The sequence below is a fragment of the Fibrobacter sp. UBA3629 genome (assembly GCF_002374005.1).
In the GTDB taxonomy this organism is placed as follows: Bacteria; Fibrobacterota; Fibrobacteria; order Fibrobacterales; family Fibrobacteraceae; genus Fibrobacter.
This window is the reverse complement of sequence record NZ_DFLC01000002.1, coordinates 1-16,965: the sequence shown is the minus strand read 5'-3', so window position 1 is coordinate 16,965 and position 16,965 is coordinate 1. Positions and strand designations below refer to the sequence as shown.

Annotated in this window: 19 protein-coding genes and 1 tRNA gene; 3 read left to right on the top strand and 17 right to left on the bottom strand. The window is 53.0% G+C overall.

Going from position 1 to position 16,965, the window contains the following annotated elements; all coding sequences use genetic code 11:
* Positions 1-174: 174 nt before the first annotated feature.
* The 8 genes from B2310_RS00310 to B2310_RS00275 all read right to left on the bottom strand — a co-directional run bounded on the left by B2310_RS00310 (position 175) and on the right by B2310_RS00275 (position 8,304).
* Entirely contained in the window at positions 175-429 is a 255-nt protein-coding gene (locus B2310_RS00310; RefSeq protein WP_290727842.1) for a hypothetical protein, read from the bottom strand.
* 6 nt (positions 430-435) lie between these two features.
* A complete protein-coding gene (locus B2310_RS00305) occupies positions 436-1,461 on the bottom strand; it encodes a hypothetical protein (protein WP_290727840.1) in 1,026 nt (341 codons plus the stop codon).
* Between the two features lie 27 nt (positions 1,462-1,488).
* Positions 1,489-3,060, bottom strand: a complete 1,572-nt coding sequence (locus B2310_RS00300) for a hypothetical protein (protein ID WP_290727838.1) — start codon at positions 3,058-3,060, stop codon at positions 1,489-1,491.
* Positions 3,061-3,083: 23 nt separating this feature from the next.
* Complete coding sequence (locus B2310_RS00295) at positions 3,084-4,826, bottom strand: carbohydrate binding domain-containing protein (protein WP_290727836.1); 1,743 nt, start codon at positions 4,824-4,826, stop codon at positions 3,084-3,086.
* A gap of 5 nt (positions 4,827-4,831) precedes the next feature.
* A complete protein-coding gene (locus B2310_RS00290; protein WP_290727834.1) occupies positions 4,832-5,665 on the bottom strand; it encodes a TIGR02147 family protein in 834 nt (277 codons plus the stop codon).
* A gap of 186 nt (positions 5,666-5,851) precedes the next feature.
* Positions 5,852-7,114, bottom strand: coding sequence for a diaminopimelate decarboxylase (lysA, locus tag B2310_RS00285; RefSeq protein ID WP_290727832.1), 1,263 nt, complete (start codon positions 7,112-7,114; stop codon positions 5,852-5,854).
* Positions 7,115-7,291: 177 nt separating this feature from the next.
* Positions 7,292-7,816, bottom strand: a complete 525-nt coding sequence (locus B2310_RS00280) for a hypothetical protein (RefSeq protein ID WP_290727830.1) — start codon at positions 7,814-7,816, stop codon at positions 7,292-7,294.
* Between the two features lie 80 nt (positions 7,817-7,896).
* Positions 7,897-8,304 (bottom strand): glycogen-binding domain-containing protein, encoded by a 408-nt coding sequence (locus tag B2310_RS00275; protein WP_073115016.1) that lies wholly within the window; start codon positions 8,302-8,304, stop codon positions 7,897-7,899.
* 141 nt (positions 8,305-8,445) lie between these two features.
* Between B2310_RS00275 and rpe the strand changes: the two genes are divergently transcribed.
* Entirely contained in the window at positions 8,446-9,096 is a 651-nt protein-coding gene (gene rpe / locus B2310_RS00270; RefSeq protein WP_290727828.1) for a ribulose-phosphate 3-epimerase, read from the top strand.
* 64 nt (positions 9,097-9,160) lie between these two features.
* Here rpe and B2310_RS00265 read toward each other — a convergent pair whose 3' ends face one another.
* Positions 9,161-9,610 (bottom strand): hypothetical protein, encoded by a 450-nt coding sequence (locus tag B2310_RS00265; RefSeq protein ID WP_290722938.1) that lies wholly within the window; start codon positions 9,608-9,610, stop codon positions 9,161-9,163.
* A 322-nt stretch (positions 9,611-9,932) separates the two neighbouring features.
* On the opposite strand from B2310_RS00265, the gene B2310_RS00260 reads away from it, so the two are divergent.
* Complete coding sequence (locus B2310_RS00260; protein WP_290727826.1) at positions 9,933-10,307, top strand: hypothetical protein; 375 nt, start codon at positions 9,933-9,935, stop codon at positions 10,305-10,307.
* Positions 10,308-10,317: 10 nt separating this feature from the next.
* Positions 10,318-12,075, top strand: coding sequence for a hypothetical protein (locus B2310_RS00255; RefSeq protein WP_290727824.1), 1,758 nt, complete (start codon positions 10,318-10,320; stop codon positions 12,073-12,075).
* A gap of 80 nt (positions 12,076-12,155) precedes the next feature.
* Here the strand turns inward: B2310_RS00255 and B2310_RS00250 are convergent, their stop codons facing one another.
* The 8 genes from B2310_RS00250 to B2310_RS00215 form a co-directional block, all read right to left on the bottom strand.
* Positions 12,156-12,578 carry a hypothetical protein gene (locus tag B2310_RS00250; protein ID WP_290727822.1) on the bottom strand — a complete coding sequence of 141 codons (423 nt, stop codon included), beginning with the start codon at positions 12,576-12,578 and terminating at the stop codon, positions 12,156-12,158.
* Between the two features lie 18 nt (positions 12,579-12,596).
* A tRNA-Met gene (locus B2310_RS00245) sits at positions 12,597-12,668 on the bottom strand.
* A gap of 59 nt (positions 12,669-12,727) precedes the next feature.
* Positions 12,728-13,462 carry a metallophosphoesterase gene (locus tag B2310_RS00240; protein ID WP_290727820.1) on the bottom strand — a complete coding sequence of 245 codons (735 nt, stop codon included), beginning with the start codon at positions 13,460-13,462 and terminating at the stop codon, positions 12,728-12,730.
* Positions 13,463-13,818: 356 nt separating this feature from the next.
* Positions 13,819-14,181 carry a bactofilin family protein gene (locus tag B2310_RS00235; protein ID WP_173366529.1) on the bottom strand — a complete coding sequence of 121 codons (363 nt, stop codon included), beginning with the start codon at positions 14,179-14,181 and terminating at the stop codon, positions 13,819-13,821.
* A gap of 9 nt (positions 14,182-14,190) precedes the next feature.
* Positions 14,191-14,991, bottom strand: a complete 801-nt coding sequence (locus tag B2310_RS00230) for a M23 family metallopeptidase (protein ID WP_173381333.1) — start codon at positions 14,989-14,991, stop codon at positions 14,191-14,193.
* A gap of 10 nt (positions 14,992-15,001) precedes the next feature.
* Positions 15,002-15,946, bottom strand: coding sequence for a ParB/RepB/Spo0J family partition protein (locus B2310_RS00225; RefSeq protein ID WP_290727818.1), 945 nt, complete (start codon positions 15,944-15,946; stop codon positions 15,002-15,004).
* 33 nt (positions 15,947-15,979) lie between these two features.
* On the bottom strand, positions 15,980-16,765 hold the full coding sequence (locus B2310_RS00220; RefSeq protein ID WP_173366526.1) for a ParA family protein: 786 nt from the start codon (positions 16,763-16,765) through the stop codon (positions 15,980-15,982).
* On the bottom strand, positions 16,762-16,965 hold a 204-nt coding region (locus B2310_RS00215), incomplete at its 5' end, for a hypothetical protein (RefSeq protein WP_290727816.1). The genes B2310_RS00215 and B2310_RS00220, both read right to left, overlap by 4 nt.

The window sequence follows — 16,965 nt, the reverse complement described above, 5'->3', positions numbered from 1 at the left end:
AAGTTGGCATGCGTGCCAAAAACGGCGAAGATTAAGACGTGATGAAAATCACATATTTTTGCAGAAAACATTGCGAAATTCGTCCAAAAACGGCAATCGTGCCCTTCCGGGCCCCTGTTTTTGTCAATTTTTACGGACTTATTATAAAAAGTCTATTAAATAGCCCGAAAGCTTTTAAAACCAGCTCTTTATCGTTTCGCACAGTTTCTCGTTCAGACAAAAAAACTCCTCCTTCGTATAGACCGAAGAAAAGAATTTCTCGTACATCAACTCCACATTGCAGATTTCGGGACGATGGTCATATATGGCGCAGAGATTGTCATCCTGCAGATGCACGCAGACGCCATCGCCCCTGTCAAAGTCCGCCAAGGCGGGGACTTTTTTCAGGGAGCGGCAGCAGCAACCGCAACAGTCACATTTGAACGGCATTATATCTTAATTGAGCGTGCTTAGGAATTCATTAGCCTTTTTTCTCTTCTCCCATATTTCTGAATTATTGACCGTCCCTACTTCTTCCTCGGAATCAGCCTGATTCACCAACTTGACCTTGCACATCTCGTACAAGAGCCCAACCAGCAGAACCGTATTTTTCAGCAGCAATTTTTCCGCAGCCGAGAATTGCATATAATCATCTTTCCCGTTATCAATAACGACAGTCCTCAGGCGTGTCAGATGATCCTTGTAGCGGGAATCCACCTGGAGCAATATTGCATCATACTCCAGTGCGGCCTTCTTTAAATCTTCCAGGAAATAGATGATTTTATTTATCTGCTCTTCGGCCTTATCCACCTGCCTTCTGATATTTGCAGCCTTGTCCTCAAGCTTGGAACCAGTCACATTGAATATGATTCCTGCAGCCAGGAGGCCCACTCCCGCCGTTGCACCCGTCAGGAGTGCAGAACCTAGGGCCATTCCTCCACCACCCGCAGCCAAGCTGCCGCCACCAATCCATGCCAATGTAGCATTTGTCGCAGCAGCTCCAGAAAGTCCGGCAATAGCAGTGCCACCTGTCGTTGTCCCTGCAGCGGCAACAAGAGCGAATAAACCGGAAGAAGCAGCCGCACCACCCGCGACACCGGCCCCAACACTTCCGGCACTTCCTATAAAAGCCTCTGCAGCAACGGATGTGTCCTTCAGCTTGGCTAGATCGCATTCAGGGCACTTGAAATTTTCATTTTCTATTTCACTAAACTTGGGCCTATTTTTAATCTTTTCAAAGACATTCGCAAATTCACCAAAACTTTTTTCAATCTCCTTCTCGGAACGTCCCAAGGATTCCAGCGCCTGCTGCGCCGGTCCCTGACGTTTTTCCATTTGTTCAATATTTTGTTTGTTTCTTGCCTCGGACGCCTTTATGGAGTCATTGGCTTCCTTCATTTTCATTCCGCCCTTGACACCAGCCCCGACGCCGAGCGCAGCTGCGGCAGCAGCACCTATTCCAAAAATCAGTGGTATTGGCATAATAGCCTCCTTTTTATATTGATGTATTTAACAAAAGACTAATTCGGCATTCTCATCAGCCATAAAGTCATCCAGTGAATCAAATCCCGCCTTTTCCCAAGGCTTCTGGAAACCCATTTTTTCGTATGCCCTCTCCAAGATTGCATTCAGGGAAAATTCATCCGTTGCAGAGCCAATTTCTTCACAAACAGAGGAAAACGCCTTGACTTCCTTTTTGAAGGACTCGATATCTATCTGCATCAACTCGGCAGCATACTGTTCCAGACATGCGACCTCTTCTTTTAATTTTTCCATATAAATGTCATATGAAGATTTAAAAGAATTCAGCATGGCAACAAGCTTTTTCACCAGCGGATTCGTATCCAGAATATAGAGCAGGGTACAGCTCATGATGCCGGTTACAAAAGCTCCGCAAAAAACGGAAACGACCTCGCCAACAACAGGTACCTGGCCCAACGCCGTCGAAGAAACCACCTCGTTGACCAACACGCCAATGACAACGCTCGCACCTGTCGCAATAACCTTGGTAAAGGCCAGCATGCGGTCCCCGAATGGCAACTGGTCCGGATTGATAAACAATATCTTCAACGCTTCGACTATCGACGTCCATGCCTGTCGAATAATGCAGACTATATTTTTCCCCGTAGTGAAGAATATGTTGCACAAGGTCGTTGTCAGACTAGACAAAATACCGGCCAAGGCTCCTTCCTTAAAAGATTCCAACAGTTGCCTGTATTTTTTCTTGCAGTTTTCAATACCCCTTTTTACGGCGGTGCCCAATGCATTGAAAAATTCCCCGGCATCCATATTCAGGACAGAATCAACTTTTTCGAACTCTTCCTTTATAGCAAACCATATTTCTACAAAAACAAAGCCTAGCGCTTGCCTTAATCCCATCTTGACGCCTACTTTTCCGGCAGCAATCGCAGAATCCTGCCAAAATGCGGGACTGGTATAGTACGTCATGTTAATCCTGGCTTCTTGAGACGCCCTCGCCTTTTTATCGGCCTCCCGCATTCTCGACTTTTCACTTTCAGAATATTCATCTCCATGCTTCTCAAGGTAGCTATCCATTGATTCGGCTTTCTTCTGCCGGTTGGTATGCGGATTAGTGGGCTTCAGGTTTTCTGGACTATTCGCCAACTCCACCCCAGACAGCCCCGACAATACTCGACCAGGATCATCATGAATTTCTTTTGCAGAAACGACATGGTCCAAATCCATTTTTTCATTGGGAGTAATCTTCTTCCCAGTATAGGAATCATTGAGCGTTCCGGCTTTCTTCTGCCTGCTGTAAAACCTGTTCGTCTCTATGTACTGGGAATCCCCATGATATTCATAGGAGTTGTATTCGCCTCGATTCTGGTAGTTCTGTCGATTTCTTTCGCTCTTGTAATCATTAGGGTTGCTGCGGATATTGTGTACGGTATCGACATCTCCTCCATTTCTATCGGAAACCAGAAAATCCAGGCCGAAAGACGTAATGATGCTTCTTACAATGACTCGTTCATATTGCTTGAATAATCCCTCTTTCATGTTCTCGTTCTTAGAAAACATGAAATCCGCGCCATCTAACTGTGCTACAAAAGTATTCGACATGATTACACCCAATCTTTACCTGATTATTTTTCCGGGCAGATAAAGCCCTTTTCATCTTCTGCAAGGGTCGCGTTGGTCCATTTGCCTTCAGTGCAGCAATAACCCGCAGGCAGGTCTCCAGCACTTTCCAAATACTTGTCGCAGTCCTTCTCGTACCAACTGGAACCAAGGCATATCTGATTTCCCAGAATCTTGCCTTCTGTCCCTTCATCGCCACACCTGGCCGGTTTCCACACCTTATCCGTGCAAAGAACCATCCTCTCGCTAGCGGCAGCTATTTTCATCTCGCCTGATTCACAAGGCTCCTCGAGCTTTTCAGCTTCAAGGTATCCCTTTCTATCTATGCAGCCGATACCCGTAATCTCAATCGAACCCGTTTTCTCGAAATGCCAGGTAAAGTTCGTCACCTGCCCGTTGACCCCTTCGATAGTTTCTTCGCCGCAAACACGGCCCCAACATTCATATTGCAAGTAATCCCAGGGAATATAGACAGTTTTCCACTCATCACTGTCCGTAATATATATGTAGTAGTCGCCATCTTCGCCACCCAAGGGCGATCCCGCAACAAACTTGTGACCGTTCCCCTTGTAGGAGTATTTTATGACTTCGCAATCAGAATAGTCCTCCGGTTCGCCGCGCTCGTTCAGCCAATAGCCCAAACCCGCATAGTCGTAACCTATCTTTTTCCCGATATCAAACGACGCCTTGATGGTATCGCCAGCGTTCCTATACGAAATAGTGGAGACACCTCTGTCCACCGAGTCCGTATAGGCTTTCCAGTCATCATAGATTTTCTTGAGCCAGCGGCCATCCTTGCACCTGAATGTCGCATGCGCAAGTTCGCTCAGGCTGTTCTTGTTATCCCTCAATTCGCCTTCCGTCTTCTTGTCGCAGTCGCCGAGTCCGTAGTTTTCCCACCAGAACTTGTCAACCGACTTCTCGAATTCCGGAATCGTATCGGAGAGTTCCCAGTCCTCCATGTTCTTGCGGATAGAGGCATAGTAATCCCCTTCGCTTCGTGCGCTTGCCCAGTCCGCAACCTTCGTCGCAGTCACGCTATCGTCCCACACGCCGTCATCCTCGATGTCGTATGCGAAATCCGCAAGTCTCTCCGAGAACCCGGCCTCGGAGAGGTCTCCCTGCATGAGGATGCTGATGGCGAGCAAGGCCGCGTTTCCCTTGCCGGACTCGAATATGGACAGGCCCTCGAACCCCTCGATGGATTCATCCGCGACACGGAACGCCTTGAGGATTTCCTGTTCCGCCTGCTTTTTCGCCTCGGCCACGGAGGAACCGTCATCTACCAAGTGCTGCATGCGTTCGTAAGCAAGGTGCGTGAGCAGGTTGATGTTCGCCGTCTCCCTGTCGGATACGTCCACCAGCGCATTGAGCGAGATGGATGCCACTGAATTCTTGCCGCTCACCTCGTTGCGGTAGAAACCGTTTGCCTCCAGCAACACATACTGCGATTCCAGATTGAGATGCGTGAAGCGGAAGTCACCGCGATCGCTCGCAATCTTTCCCGTAAAGGCACGACCGGTCTGCCCCAAGTTATCCACGTTCAGTTCGTAGAGCCTTACCGCAGAACCCTTCACGAAAGGCCCCTTCTCGGACACGCCCGCAATGGTCTTGTCCTCGATGGCAATCTGCGTCTCTTCGGTAGCACCGCCCGTATGCTTGTCTTTATCGTCGGAGGAGCATGCGCACAATCCGAACGCGGTAAACGCAAGGGCAGTGTAACTGGCTATTTCCAAAAACTTCTTCATAAAGTTTAATCCTTCTTCGGCTTCACGCTCCATGTGAGCGGGAAAAGTTGCAAGTTCAGTCGATAGACGCGTTCCATGTCGTCGTCTTCGGTAGCGATGGCGATAATACGCCTTCTAAAATCCGCAAGTTCTTTCACTATCTTCTGGAACGACTTCTGCGTGAGCCCTAGCGTAAGGCCCGAAACGGAGCGCTCGGAAAGCGGCACGTTCTTGATGGCGTCAAGCGCGAAGGCACCCATCTGCAGGTGCATCTGCTGTACCGCGAGGGGCACAAAATCCATCTTGCCCGTAGAAATCGTCTTGTTAGTTTGTTTAAACTTATTCTTGCCGGCCTTTTTCAGGAGCCCCATAGCCGTCAGGTACTCTATAGTCGCAGACACCTGCTTCGCGGTGATTTTCGGCATGCACTGTACCGCCACCTGCTTCGGTTTTTTGCCGGGCATGTGGGGCACCAGCTCCCTGAGCACGGGGTTCAGCCACGACTCGAAATACCCCATGGACTTCTGCCCGAGCACATTGACGCGGTGCGCCTTCGATAGTGCCTGCATCTCGTCGAAATGCTTCTGCCTTATGGCTTCGCGCCTTGCCTGATTGAACGCCACGAGCGACCTGAAATACGCAAGCTCGAAGCCTTCCAGCCCCATGGCCCGCGCAACACGCAATATTCCGGGCCCGCGGAGTCCCGACTTTCCTTCACATACCAGCTTCAGGTAAACCGGCGAGCGGAAGCCCGCAAGTTTCGAGAACTCGCGCCACGTTATCGCCGTGTGCGTTTTCTTGTCGCTGAACCAGTCGCGCATAAAGGCGTGATAGTCCTGGTATGTGATTACGGAATTCATTTACTAGGAATATATACGCTTGCTACGAAAAGCGATGTGACAATAGATACAGAATCGCCAAAAAACAACTAATTTACGACAACATCACAAAAATTTACTTTTTTATGATACAAAAAAGCCTAAAACAAAAGAAAAGTGGAAATTTCCACTTTTCTTTATAAATAATTTTTTCAAAAATTTACAAAACTACAGGTCGATTACCCTGTCGTTCTGGAGCAATTGTTCGAACGTCTGCCTTTCGCGGATGACCTTCAGTTCGCCGTTCGTGTACATGGTCTCGGCGGCGTAGCGGCGGCTGTTGTAGTTGCTGCTCATGGCGGCACCGTAGGCACCAGCATCATGGAGAATCAGCAAGTCGCCGACCTTTGCCTTCGGGAGCTTGCGCGTCACCACGAAGCCACCTTCTTCCTGCGTGAACACGTCACCGGATTCGCAGAGCGGGCCCGCCACCACTGCGTCCACCATCTCGTTCATTTCGCGACCGTCGCGGGCGATGATGGAAATGCCGTGATAACTGCCGTAGAAGCTCGGGCGGACGAGATCGGTAAAGCCCGCGTCAAGCAGGTAGAATAAATTGTCGCCCTGTTTTTTGACGGCGCGGATTTCGGCCATCAGGTAACCGCTTTCGGCCACCAGGTAGCGACCGGGTTCGACTTCCAGGTGAACCTCGTGGCCGATGCTCTGCTGGATGTTCTTGCGGGCCTTGTCCCACAGGTCGTAGTAGGCCTGCATGTCGATGCGGTTGCCCTTGTCTTCTTCGTGATACGGAATCGGGAGGCCGCCCCCTGCACTGATGGTGCGGAGGTGAGAGCCCAGGCGGCGGCTAGCGTCCACCATGGCGTCGCAAACCTGCGAGAGGTGCTCGAAGTCGGAGCCGGAACCGATGTGCATGTGGAGCCCGGTAATCCACATCCCGTTTGCCTGCGCGAGCTTGACGCAGTCCTTGATCTGCTCGTGCCACACGCCGTGCTTGCTGAGCGGGCCACCGGTATTCACCTTGCTTGAATGCCCGTGACCGAAACCCGGATTCACGCGGAGCGTAAGTTCCGACTTCACGCCGAAATCGGCGAGTTGCTGGATCATGTCGGGCGAACCCACGTTCACCGCGATGTCGTACTTCTTCACGAGTTCAAGCGCGTCGCGGTCGAAGATGTCTGCGGTGTAAACAATCTCGGGGGCCTTGCCTTTCTGGACTCCGCCCTTGAAGCCCGCCTTCAACGCGCGGACGATTTCGCCTGCAGAGACGGCATCCACTACGCCGCCGAGCTTGCGCACAAGCGCCACGATGGAGAGGTTCGGGCATGCCTTCTGGGCAAAGCGCACGGTGTCGAAAACCTGAACTTCCTTGACGCGCTTCTCGATGGTGGCGCGGTCATAGAGCCAGAGGGGGGTGCCGTACTGTTCGGCAGCCTTCACGAAAACTTTTTGAGGAATAGAATAATTTGCCATACGGAGAAAATTTAGAAAATGTGTAGTGCGTAATGTGGAATGTTAGTCGAGGGAATGATTGCCTAAAGCCGCAGCCCTCGGGCTGGCTCCGCTGCAAGCTTTACACAAAATGAAAAATGACGAGCGATTTGCCCAGCACATTCCCGAGCGATTGGCCCGGCACATTCCTCACAAGTTCTACAGGCTCATCGCCAGTCTTGCACCCACCGACTTATTGAAAGGATCGACGAGCGGGACAAAATCCACCTTGACTTGCTGCGGCTTTGTTCGATACCGCCCCGCCGTATTGCGATACTCCTCCGCCTTCCTGATCCTCATGTCGCTTTTGACGCCGAGACCGATACCTTCAGCAATTCCCAGCACGCCACCTATCAAAAGGATAACGCTCGGAATCCCGACAATGACCACGGCGACACCGCCGCCCTCCAGCGAGCCGCTATGCCCAGTAGACCATATGGTGCCAACACCGCCCACAACACCCATCAGCAAGCCAAAACCGATACTCGACGTAGCCTCGCTCATCAGCGAGTCACCTTCAAGCTGCAGACGTGCCGCCAGCGAGTCGTAGTATACGGCGCTGTCAATAACCACGCTATCCGCAATGGTTACGTTATCCGCAGTGGGGGGTGCAGCAGGTTCGCCCGGCGCAGCAAGGAGGGGCGAACAAAGCGCCAGGAACAATATGGCGATAAGCTTTTTCATATACCATGAATATATGTTATTTGCAAAAAAAAAGGCCCCGGTAACCCGGAGCCTTCCGATAAACGAACAAAAACGCGCGATTAGACGTGCTTGATCTTGTTGTCGCCAGCGTCCCAGTTCTTGCCGTCGCACACGAACTTGTATTCGTAGTCGCCAGCGGCGAGGGAAATCTTCGCGGTCCAGAGGCCAGTCTTCTTGTCCTTCTTGAGCATGTCCTTGTCGACAGCCCAGTTGTTGAAGGAACCGGCGACGGAAACGGTCGTTGCGAGCGGGCAGTCGGCGACGAATTCGACGGCGACCTTCTTCGCGGCGGCGGCCTTCGGAGCGGCCTTCTTTTCGGCGGCCGGCTTGGCAGCAGCCTTCGGGGCAGCCTTCTTGGCGGCGGGCTTTGCACAAGCCTTAGCGCAAGCCTTCTTTTCGGCAGCCGGCTTGGCGGCGGCCTTCTTTGCAGGGGCCTTTGCGACCTTGTTTGCAGTAGTCTTAGCCATGATTTTATCTCCTAATGTTGAGTACGGGCTCAAAGTTAGTAAAAAATAAGTTTCGTGGCTAGGTATAAAATATTATGGTTTATTATCGATTTTCCCGATAGCGGCGCACGCCCAACCAGGCTTTTTTCTACCTTTTCAGGCATGTTGAAGCAAATTATCGCCCCCAGCGTGCTGAACGCTAACTTCCTCGAACTCGGTAACGGCCTCAAGGCCATCGAAAACGGCGGCGCAGGCCTCGTGCACCTCGACATCATGGACGGGCACTTCGTTCCGAACATCAGTTTCGGCCCGGGAATTTCGGCCTGCGTGGGCAAGGGCACCAAGCTCCCGCTCGATTGCCACCTGATGATCGAGAATCCCGAGAACTACGTGGGCGAATTTGCGAAGGCGGGTGCAAGCATCATCAGCGTGCACGCCGAAACCACAAACCACCTCGACCGCCTGCTGCACCAGATAAGGGAGCTCGGCGTAAAGCCCGCAGTGGCCATCAACCCGGCGACCCCTCTCGAAAGCATAAAGTACGTGCTCGACATCGTGGACATGGTGCTCATCATGTCGGTGAACCCCGGCTTTGGCGGCCAGAGCCTTATCCCGTACTGCCTCGACAAGATCCGCGAACTGCGCGCCATGAAGCCGGAACTCGATATCCAGATTGACGGCGGCGTAAAACTCGACAACATTCTCGCCTGCAAGGAAGCGGGTGCGAACGTGTTCGTAGTGGGCTCCGCGATTTTCGGGAAGAGCGACCCCGAGACCGTGTGCCGCGAGTTCGTGGCGAAGGTCGGCGGCTAGGCTCCCCATCCAAATAATCTTCCCCTTTGAAAACAGAAACGGCCCGCATGAGCGGGCCGTTATTTTAGTTTTCGCCATGACGCCTTTCGGTCTCTTCGCGATCCACCGTCCGTGTCAGATATTCCTTGAAATCCCGGTCGATCTTCACTCCGTCGAAATCCATGTTGTCGTCCTTGAGGACAAACACGGCCGACGGGTTATCGATCCAGCCACGGATATCGAATTCCGTTAGCACGATGGAATTATTTCCCGGCCCCTTCGCCACGTACTCGACTTTCGACTTCTCCACCCATCCCTGACCGCAACGGCCCTTGACGAGCACCTCCGTCTCTGCATCCTGTACAATGACCAACTCGTCGTTGAAGCCAGCCGTGCAGACCACGCTGCCACCGCCCCTGTGGGACATGACATCGAGATCTCCCCTTTTGGACTTCACCGTCCCCGTCGCAGTTGCAAACGAAAACGAGACCGACAAAGCGAGGGCAACAATCATCATCAACATTACGCGTTTCATGATGGACCTCCCTTGTTTGAGGAACGGAACCTCCGTCCCTGTAAATCAAGTTACAAAGTCCACCATGCAGAAACCACTTTATTCGTAGTACAGCTTGGAATAGCTGGCTATTACTTTGTTCTAAATTCAAGCTAATTGCAATGTTTTGTCAGGCTTGTGTTCGGGTTATGTCACAAGACCGGTAGCAGCCTCGGGTTCGTATCGCAGAGGCGCATCGAAAGCGAAACCTTTTTATCCAAAAATGCACCGCCGGAACGTAAAACCATGGACATCTCGCAAAAAAATTCTGCCGATTTGCAAAAAAGGATATAGATTTTACCATATGAATCGCAAAGTCATTTCCACAACAACCGCATACGGGATTTCCGTCCTGGCGCTCGCCTTCATGGCAGCCACTGCGAATGCGCAGCCCGCAAGCGCAAATGCCACTCCCGAAAGCGACAAGTCCGCCCTCGTCGACGAGGCGCCCGCACCCGCGGCACCCGAACCTGCACCGGTACAGGCAAAGCCCGCCGAAAAGGCTGCACCGCAACAAAAGACGGAATCCAAGGAGACCGCCACAAGCAAACAGGCAAGCGAACCCGCACCGTGCGAGCCCGCGCCCGCCCAGGATTCCGGCAGCAAGATTCCCGTATTCCCCATAGTCCTTTCTTCCATCGCGACGATTGCATTTGTCGTCCTCGCCATCATCTTCTGAGGAGGCCGTCATGCGTAGTTTGTACAAAGTAATAATGACCGTCGCGACGTTCGCCATGCTTGCCGCGCCCGCCATGGCCGAGGACCCGGCATGCGTAAACCTCTGCCAGGCATGTACGCCAGGCGACAGCACCTGCAACAAGATCGAGGCCGCATGCCAATGCAAGATGCTCCTCGACAGCATCAAGTCAGCGAACACCGCCATCGAAATCAACCAGCGCAAGCTCGCCAAGGAAATCTTCGCGGGTTGCGACAAGCCCACCTGCGCCAGCAGCATCACGTTCGAGAACGGCATCTTCAAAAAGATGGAGAAGGGACGCACACCGCTCAGCAAGCTCGAACTCACGACAGGGGTGAGCGATGCCGCGCAGAGGGCGGCCCAGCAGCTGCCGCTCGAAATCAAGGCCGCAAGGTTCACCGTCGATTCCCTCACCCGCAGGCAGAGCGTGCTTCCGATTGCGCCCATGTCCATGGAGTGCAACGACAACTGCAAGACCTGCGCCGACCCGAACGCCGCAATACCCGCAATGACCCCGGCAAGCGCACAGCCCGCACCCGTGCCCGAACCGGCCACCGACTCCGCTGCCGCTTCCGACACCACGGCAAAGGCGACCCCCGTTCCCGCAGTCGATTCCGCCGCCATCGCCGATTCCATCGCGAAGGCAGCGGCGACACAGCGCAAGGCCTTCTGCCAGCTCACCGAATCGAAATGCCAGTGCAAGGCGCATGAACAGAACGAACGCGACATCGTATCGCTCGACAGTGTCCTCGCCATCAGGACATCGCGCCTCGACAGCCTCGAAAAGAACCGCCCCGAAATCCTCCGCACCGAGATGGCGCGCAGCATCGCCGACCAGGTGCGCGAAAAGTGCAAGGCGGCCGCCAAGTGCAGCTACACGGTCACCTTCACGAACAAGGAACTCGCCCTGCTCGAAATGCACGACACCGCGCTCGACACGGTAAAACCCGCGCCCGCACCGGAGCCCGAACCGCAGGCAACCGCAGAACCCGAACCTGCCGCAACAAGCGCAGACACTGCAGCACCCGCGCCTGCCGAAGCCTGCATCCAGCCGGAAGCCGCGCCCGTCGATTCCGCAGCCGAAGCCGAAAAGGCGAAAAAGGAAAAAGAAAGGCGCATCTTCTACAAGGCCATGGAAATCACCTACGGCAAATTCGGCGAGAACGACTACTACAACATCGACCTCGACCGCGTCAACAACCTGCACGGAAACGGACTTGAAATCGGAATCGCCTACCTGCTGCGCTTCTACTTCTACGACGGCGGCGCCTTCAGCATAGGCCTCGGGACCTTCTACCACTACAACGTCCTCGAACCCGACTCGGGCTACTATACCGAAGCGCCCGACTTCAAGATTACCTACCACAACGCGGGACTCGAAATGCCCGTCTCGTTCAGGCTCGGCGCTCCCGTCGTCCCCATCCTCAAGCCGTTTGTGAGCGAAACGTTCACCATGCGCTGGAACGTGGTCGAGGTATTCAAGGTCGAAGGGCTCGAAGACGAAGATGAAAATGCGGTCGACCCGTTCTCCGGAACAGTCGACATGTCGAAGATGGTCCTCGGCGACTGGGACTATTCCATGAACAGGCATCCGCATTTCGAATACGCCGTATGGCTCGGCTTCGGCCTAGAAATCACGCACCACCTCTCCATCGAATACCAGCTGAACATGGGCTACCTCACCACGGGCCACAGCCACAACTACGACGCCGACAAGACATGGCGCATCGTTGCCGACTTCGCCTGGTAGCGTCCACGCCGCCACATTCCGGCATGTACAAAAAGAACCGCCCCTGAAAGCGGTTCTTTTGTTTTAAAACCTTAAGAAGCCTAGCGCTTGAGGCCTGCCGCTTCAAAGAACGGTATATTGCGCGGATTGGGGAGCGCAACCTCGGTAATCCAGTTGTATTCCGCGATGCCGGCAAGACCGATTCGGGCACACAACTGGTCGCGGGCGACATTGTAGGCATCGAGAATCTGGACCTTCTCGCCCTCGCTCGCTTCTTCGATTTTCTTGGACCAGGTGACACCGAGTTCGACAAGCGCGGCGCTCGCCTTCACGTAGCGCTTCGCCTGGTCGGCCGTCACCACGGGTTCGGCCGGGGCAGTGAACGGATCGACCTGCACGATAGGCACGCTCTTGGGCGCTATCGCCTGGTTCTGCACCACCTGCGGAGTCACCTGTTCGTCTTCACAGGCAACAAAAAAAGAGGCGATAGCCAGAATTGAAATTGCAAGAATCCTTTTCGACATATGCGCCTCTTTTTTTAATAGCGGTTCAGGGATTTGAACCCCGGACCAATGGATTATGATTCCAGTGCTCTACCGCTGAGCTAAACCGCCATGTAGGGGCAAATATAGAAACGCATGGAATCATTTTCAAGGTATCGGGGCCAAAAAAACTAAAAATGCACGGTGTTTTTGAGGGTGCCGTCTCCCCATTCGATTACGCACCAGCCGGGTTCGCTGCTCTTGAGAGTAAAATACGGCCTGTCCGGATCAATCTGCATCTGGGTGGAAGGTGCAGCATGGACAACCACGTGCCCGAAGCTCTTCTCGAATTCGTGGTGGTAGTGGCCGCAGAACACATGGTTCAGGTTCTTGAAACCGAGCAGGACTTCCTGCACCTCGACCATGTTCTTCAGGTGATAGCGCAAGTCCATGAACTTGTGGTCGCAGAAGCATGGCGGATGGTGCATGAACAGGAGCACTTCGCCTTCCACTTTCGGGACTTCCGCCTTGAGCCAGTCGAGCTGGTCACGCGAAACCTCGCCGCAGGCGCTGTCGATAAAGAAGATGGAACGACCCTTGATGTCGTAGCGGTAATAGCACTTGCCGTTATGGACTTCGAGGTCGAAATACTGCTGCATGACTTCGATACGGTCGTGATTCCCCGGAATGATGCAGACCGGGATAGGATAGTCCTTGAGCGAATCCACGAAGAACTTGTATGCTCCAGGTTCGGCGTCCTCGTTGGCGAGGTCGCCGGAAAGCACCAGGAGGTCGATATCCTTCATGGACTCAGACTTCAGCGCCTTGAAAAAATTGGCACGGACATCTATGCCCTGAACTAGCTCAGTATTCTCGCCGATGTGAGAATCCGATATCTGACCTATCTTCAATAAATTAGCTGCCATACAACGTTTGTAATAATATAAATTATACTAGCATGTAAAACAAGAAAATAAATTTTTTTGATTGAAATGTGACCTTGCTCAACATGCGGCTCGAAAAATTCCCTTTTTTCAATATCCCGGAGTGACTTTTCTGTTGACAGATGTCAAGAACACGCGTCCAACATCTGTCAACATTGAAAAATGTGAGCAGGATTCGAGTTTTCAACATCTATAAACGATTGTGATTTTTTCATAACTCGTTATCCTGCACAAAGATACACGTCACAGCCGGAATATTTATCCACTATTCACTCCACCATAATCATAATCTTCTATATAAATAGATTGATTATTATGATAGGTGTGTGGGTAAAGGGCTATACCTTCTCCTTGGGCTGGGCTGCCTGTGCGGGAACGCCCATCTGGCAGTTGCCCTGGAAGATGGCGCCTTCCTGGATAATGAGCTGCTTGGTCTTGATGTTGCCCACAAACTTGGACGTGCTTTCCAGGATGAGCTTTTCTGCGACGTCGATGTTGCCCTTGATGGAACCGGCAATGACCGTGTTGGTCGCCTTGATTTCGCCCTCGATATAGCCGCTGCGTTCGACGATGAGCTCGCCGTTGATGTTGATGCTGCCGTTAACATTGCCTGCAATGCGCACATCGCTCTTGCCGCTGATGTCGCCCTTGATAGTGACACTGCCGCCGATTTGGGTAATTTCCTGTTCTTTTGTAGCCATTTTAGCCTCTTAGTAGTTGATAAATGTTTCGGGGTCCTGGGGAACTCCGTCCTTCTTGATTGAATAGTGTAGGTGCGGCCCGGTCGCTGCGCCTGTCTGGCCGACCGAACCTATGACGTCGCCCTTGCGGACAGAGCTTCCCTTGCGGGTCTTGATGCTCTCGAGGTGCGAGTAGCTCGTCGTAAAACCGTTTCCGTGGTTGATGACAATCGTGTTGCCGAGTTCGCCCATCTTGCCCGCGGATTCCACCATCCCGCTGCCCGTAGCGAAGACGGGGCTCCCTGCCTGGGCCGAAAAGTCCGTTCCTTGGTGTCCCGTCTCTTCGGAAAACTTCTTGCTGACAAGCCCGACGACCGGGATGATGTCCGGGATTTTTTCGATCCTGAGCTTTTCTTCGAGCGGGATCCATGTATAGCCGCCCTCGAAGTTGAGCTCGTTCTTCTTGGAGGGGGTATGCGTGAACAGGTTCCTGTCGATGATGCTGTTGATCTTGTTGGAATCGTTCTCGATGAAGGTCTCGAAGATGTTCTGGATCCTGTTTTCCATTATCCAGAGCGAATCGAGACGCATGAGCATTTCCTCGTAGTTCTGGTTCTTCTTGATAATTTGGGCATTCGAGACGCGCATCTTCTCGTAGCTTGCGATGATCTTGTTCATCTTGCCCAGGTTATAGATGAAAACTCCGGATACGGCTATGAACACCACGAGGAAAATCCGCAAGAAGACGAACCACCTTGTGGATATCTTGAACTTCTTTATCTCGTGCGAATCTTCCGGGATAATTTGTATGGTGTAATACTTGCCTTTCACGATTCTACCGTTAGCGGTTTTCCATGATTTCCTGGATGCGGGTCAGGTCGTCCATGGAGTAGTAGTTGATGACGATGGTCCCCTTGCCGCTGTCCGATGCGCTCGGGTTCAGCTGGACCTTAGTGCCGAAGAACGTCTCGAGTCTGGTCTCGAACTGTTTCATGTCGGCGCTGAGTTCGGGCTTGGGCTTCGCGGGGGTCTCGGGCTTCTTGGCCAGTCCGTCGCCCTGTTCTTCGTCCCTGTCGTCGTCGCCACGGATAATCGCCTCGATCTGGCGCACGTTGAGGCCTTCCTCGATGATGCGTTCCGCGAGCGATTCGGGGTCGCCGATCTTGTCGCTGCAGAGGGCGCGGGCGGCGCCGCTGTTCAGCTTTCCTTCCTCTATCCACAAGAGCACCTGTTCCGGGAGCTTGAGGAGGCGGAGGCTGTTGGTAATCGCGGAGCGCGACTTGCTCACAATCTTGGAGAGGTCTTCGTGCGTATAGCCGTGCTTATCGATTAGCTGTTGATAGGAACGTGCAATTTCGACCGGGTTCAGGTCGACGCGCTGGATGTTCTCGATGAGCGCCCATTCCGCCATCGCCTTGTCGTCGAGATTTTCGAAAACCTGCGCCTTGATTGTGGACAGGCCCGCGAGCTTGCTTGCACGGGTACGGCGTTCGCCGCTGATAATCTGGTAGCGTTCCCCCACCTTGCGCAGCGCGATCGGTTGGATGAGACCCTGCTGCTTGATGGACTCGGCCAGTTCGGAAAGTTCTTCGTCGTCGAATGCCTTGCGCGGCTGGAACGGGTTCGGGTCGATAAGGTCGATCGAGATTTCAACAATCTTCTCGAACTTTTCGGTATTTTCGGCAGGATTGTTGATAGTGTCCGTCTGTTCACCTTTGAAATTGATGTCGTGGTCCTTCATGATGGCGGAAAGTCCGCGGCCGAGGGCGAAAGATTTTTTTCCCATAATATATATGCGTGTTGAAAAAGGTTGTAGGTTTTACTTGCCCTTGTTCAGGATTTCCTCTGCGAGCTTCATGTAGGCCTGCGAGCCCGTGCTCTGCACATCGTACAGGATAACCGGTTTGCCATGGCTGGGCGCCTCGCTCAGTCGGACGTTTCTCGGGATCATCGTCTGGAAAACCGTGTCGGAGAGGTTTTCGCGCACTTCCTCGGCCACCTGCTTGGAGAGGCTCACGCGGTTGTCGAACATCGTGAGGAGGGCGCCTTCGATTTTGAGGTTGCCGTTCAGGTTCTTCTGCACCTCGCGGATGGTCTTGAAAAGTTCGGTCATGCCCTGCAGGGCGTAGTATTCGCACTGCACCGGAATGAGCACGCTGGTCGCGGCCGTGAGCACGTTCAGCGTAAGGAGGTTCAGGCTCGGGGGAGCATCGATGATGATGAATTCGAACTGGTTCTTGAGCACGTTGAGGACGCGTTCGAGCCTGTGTTCGCGGCTCATGGCGTTCACGAGTTCAATTTCCATGACAGCGAGGTCCGGTCCCGAAGTGATGACTTTCAAGAAATCCAGCGATGTATCCGAGACGGCCGGCATGATGTTTTCGAGAGTCATGTTGTCAGGGTTTTCGGCCATATCCAAAATTTCGTGGATGTCCATCTCCTGCGACTCGGTAAAGCCGAGACCCTGCGAGGCGTTGCCCTGCGGGTCCATGTCGATAAGGAGTGTCTTCTTTTCGAGAGCGGCAAAACTTGCAGCCAGGTTCACGGCCGTCGTGGTTTTGCCCACGCCGCCCTTCTGGTTGCATACTGCTATCACTTTACTCATTTATTACCTCGAGTGACTAAGGCGTAATCCTGTTCTTCGTTCGGCAGCTTGTATTTCCAGATGTTGACTGCCGGGTCGTTTTCCAGGTGTGAAATGCTGTTGAAACTTTTTAATGTGACGAAGAGTCCACCCTTCTTGAGGGCGGGCTGCGCACGTTCCCAGTCGTTTTCGAAAGTCGAGAGGGCGCGGCAGCTGATGAA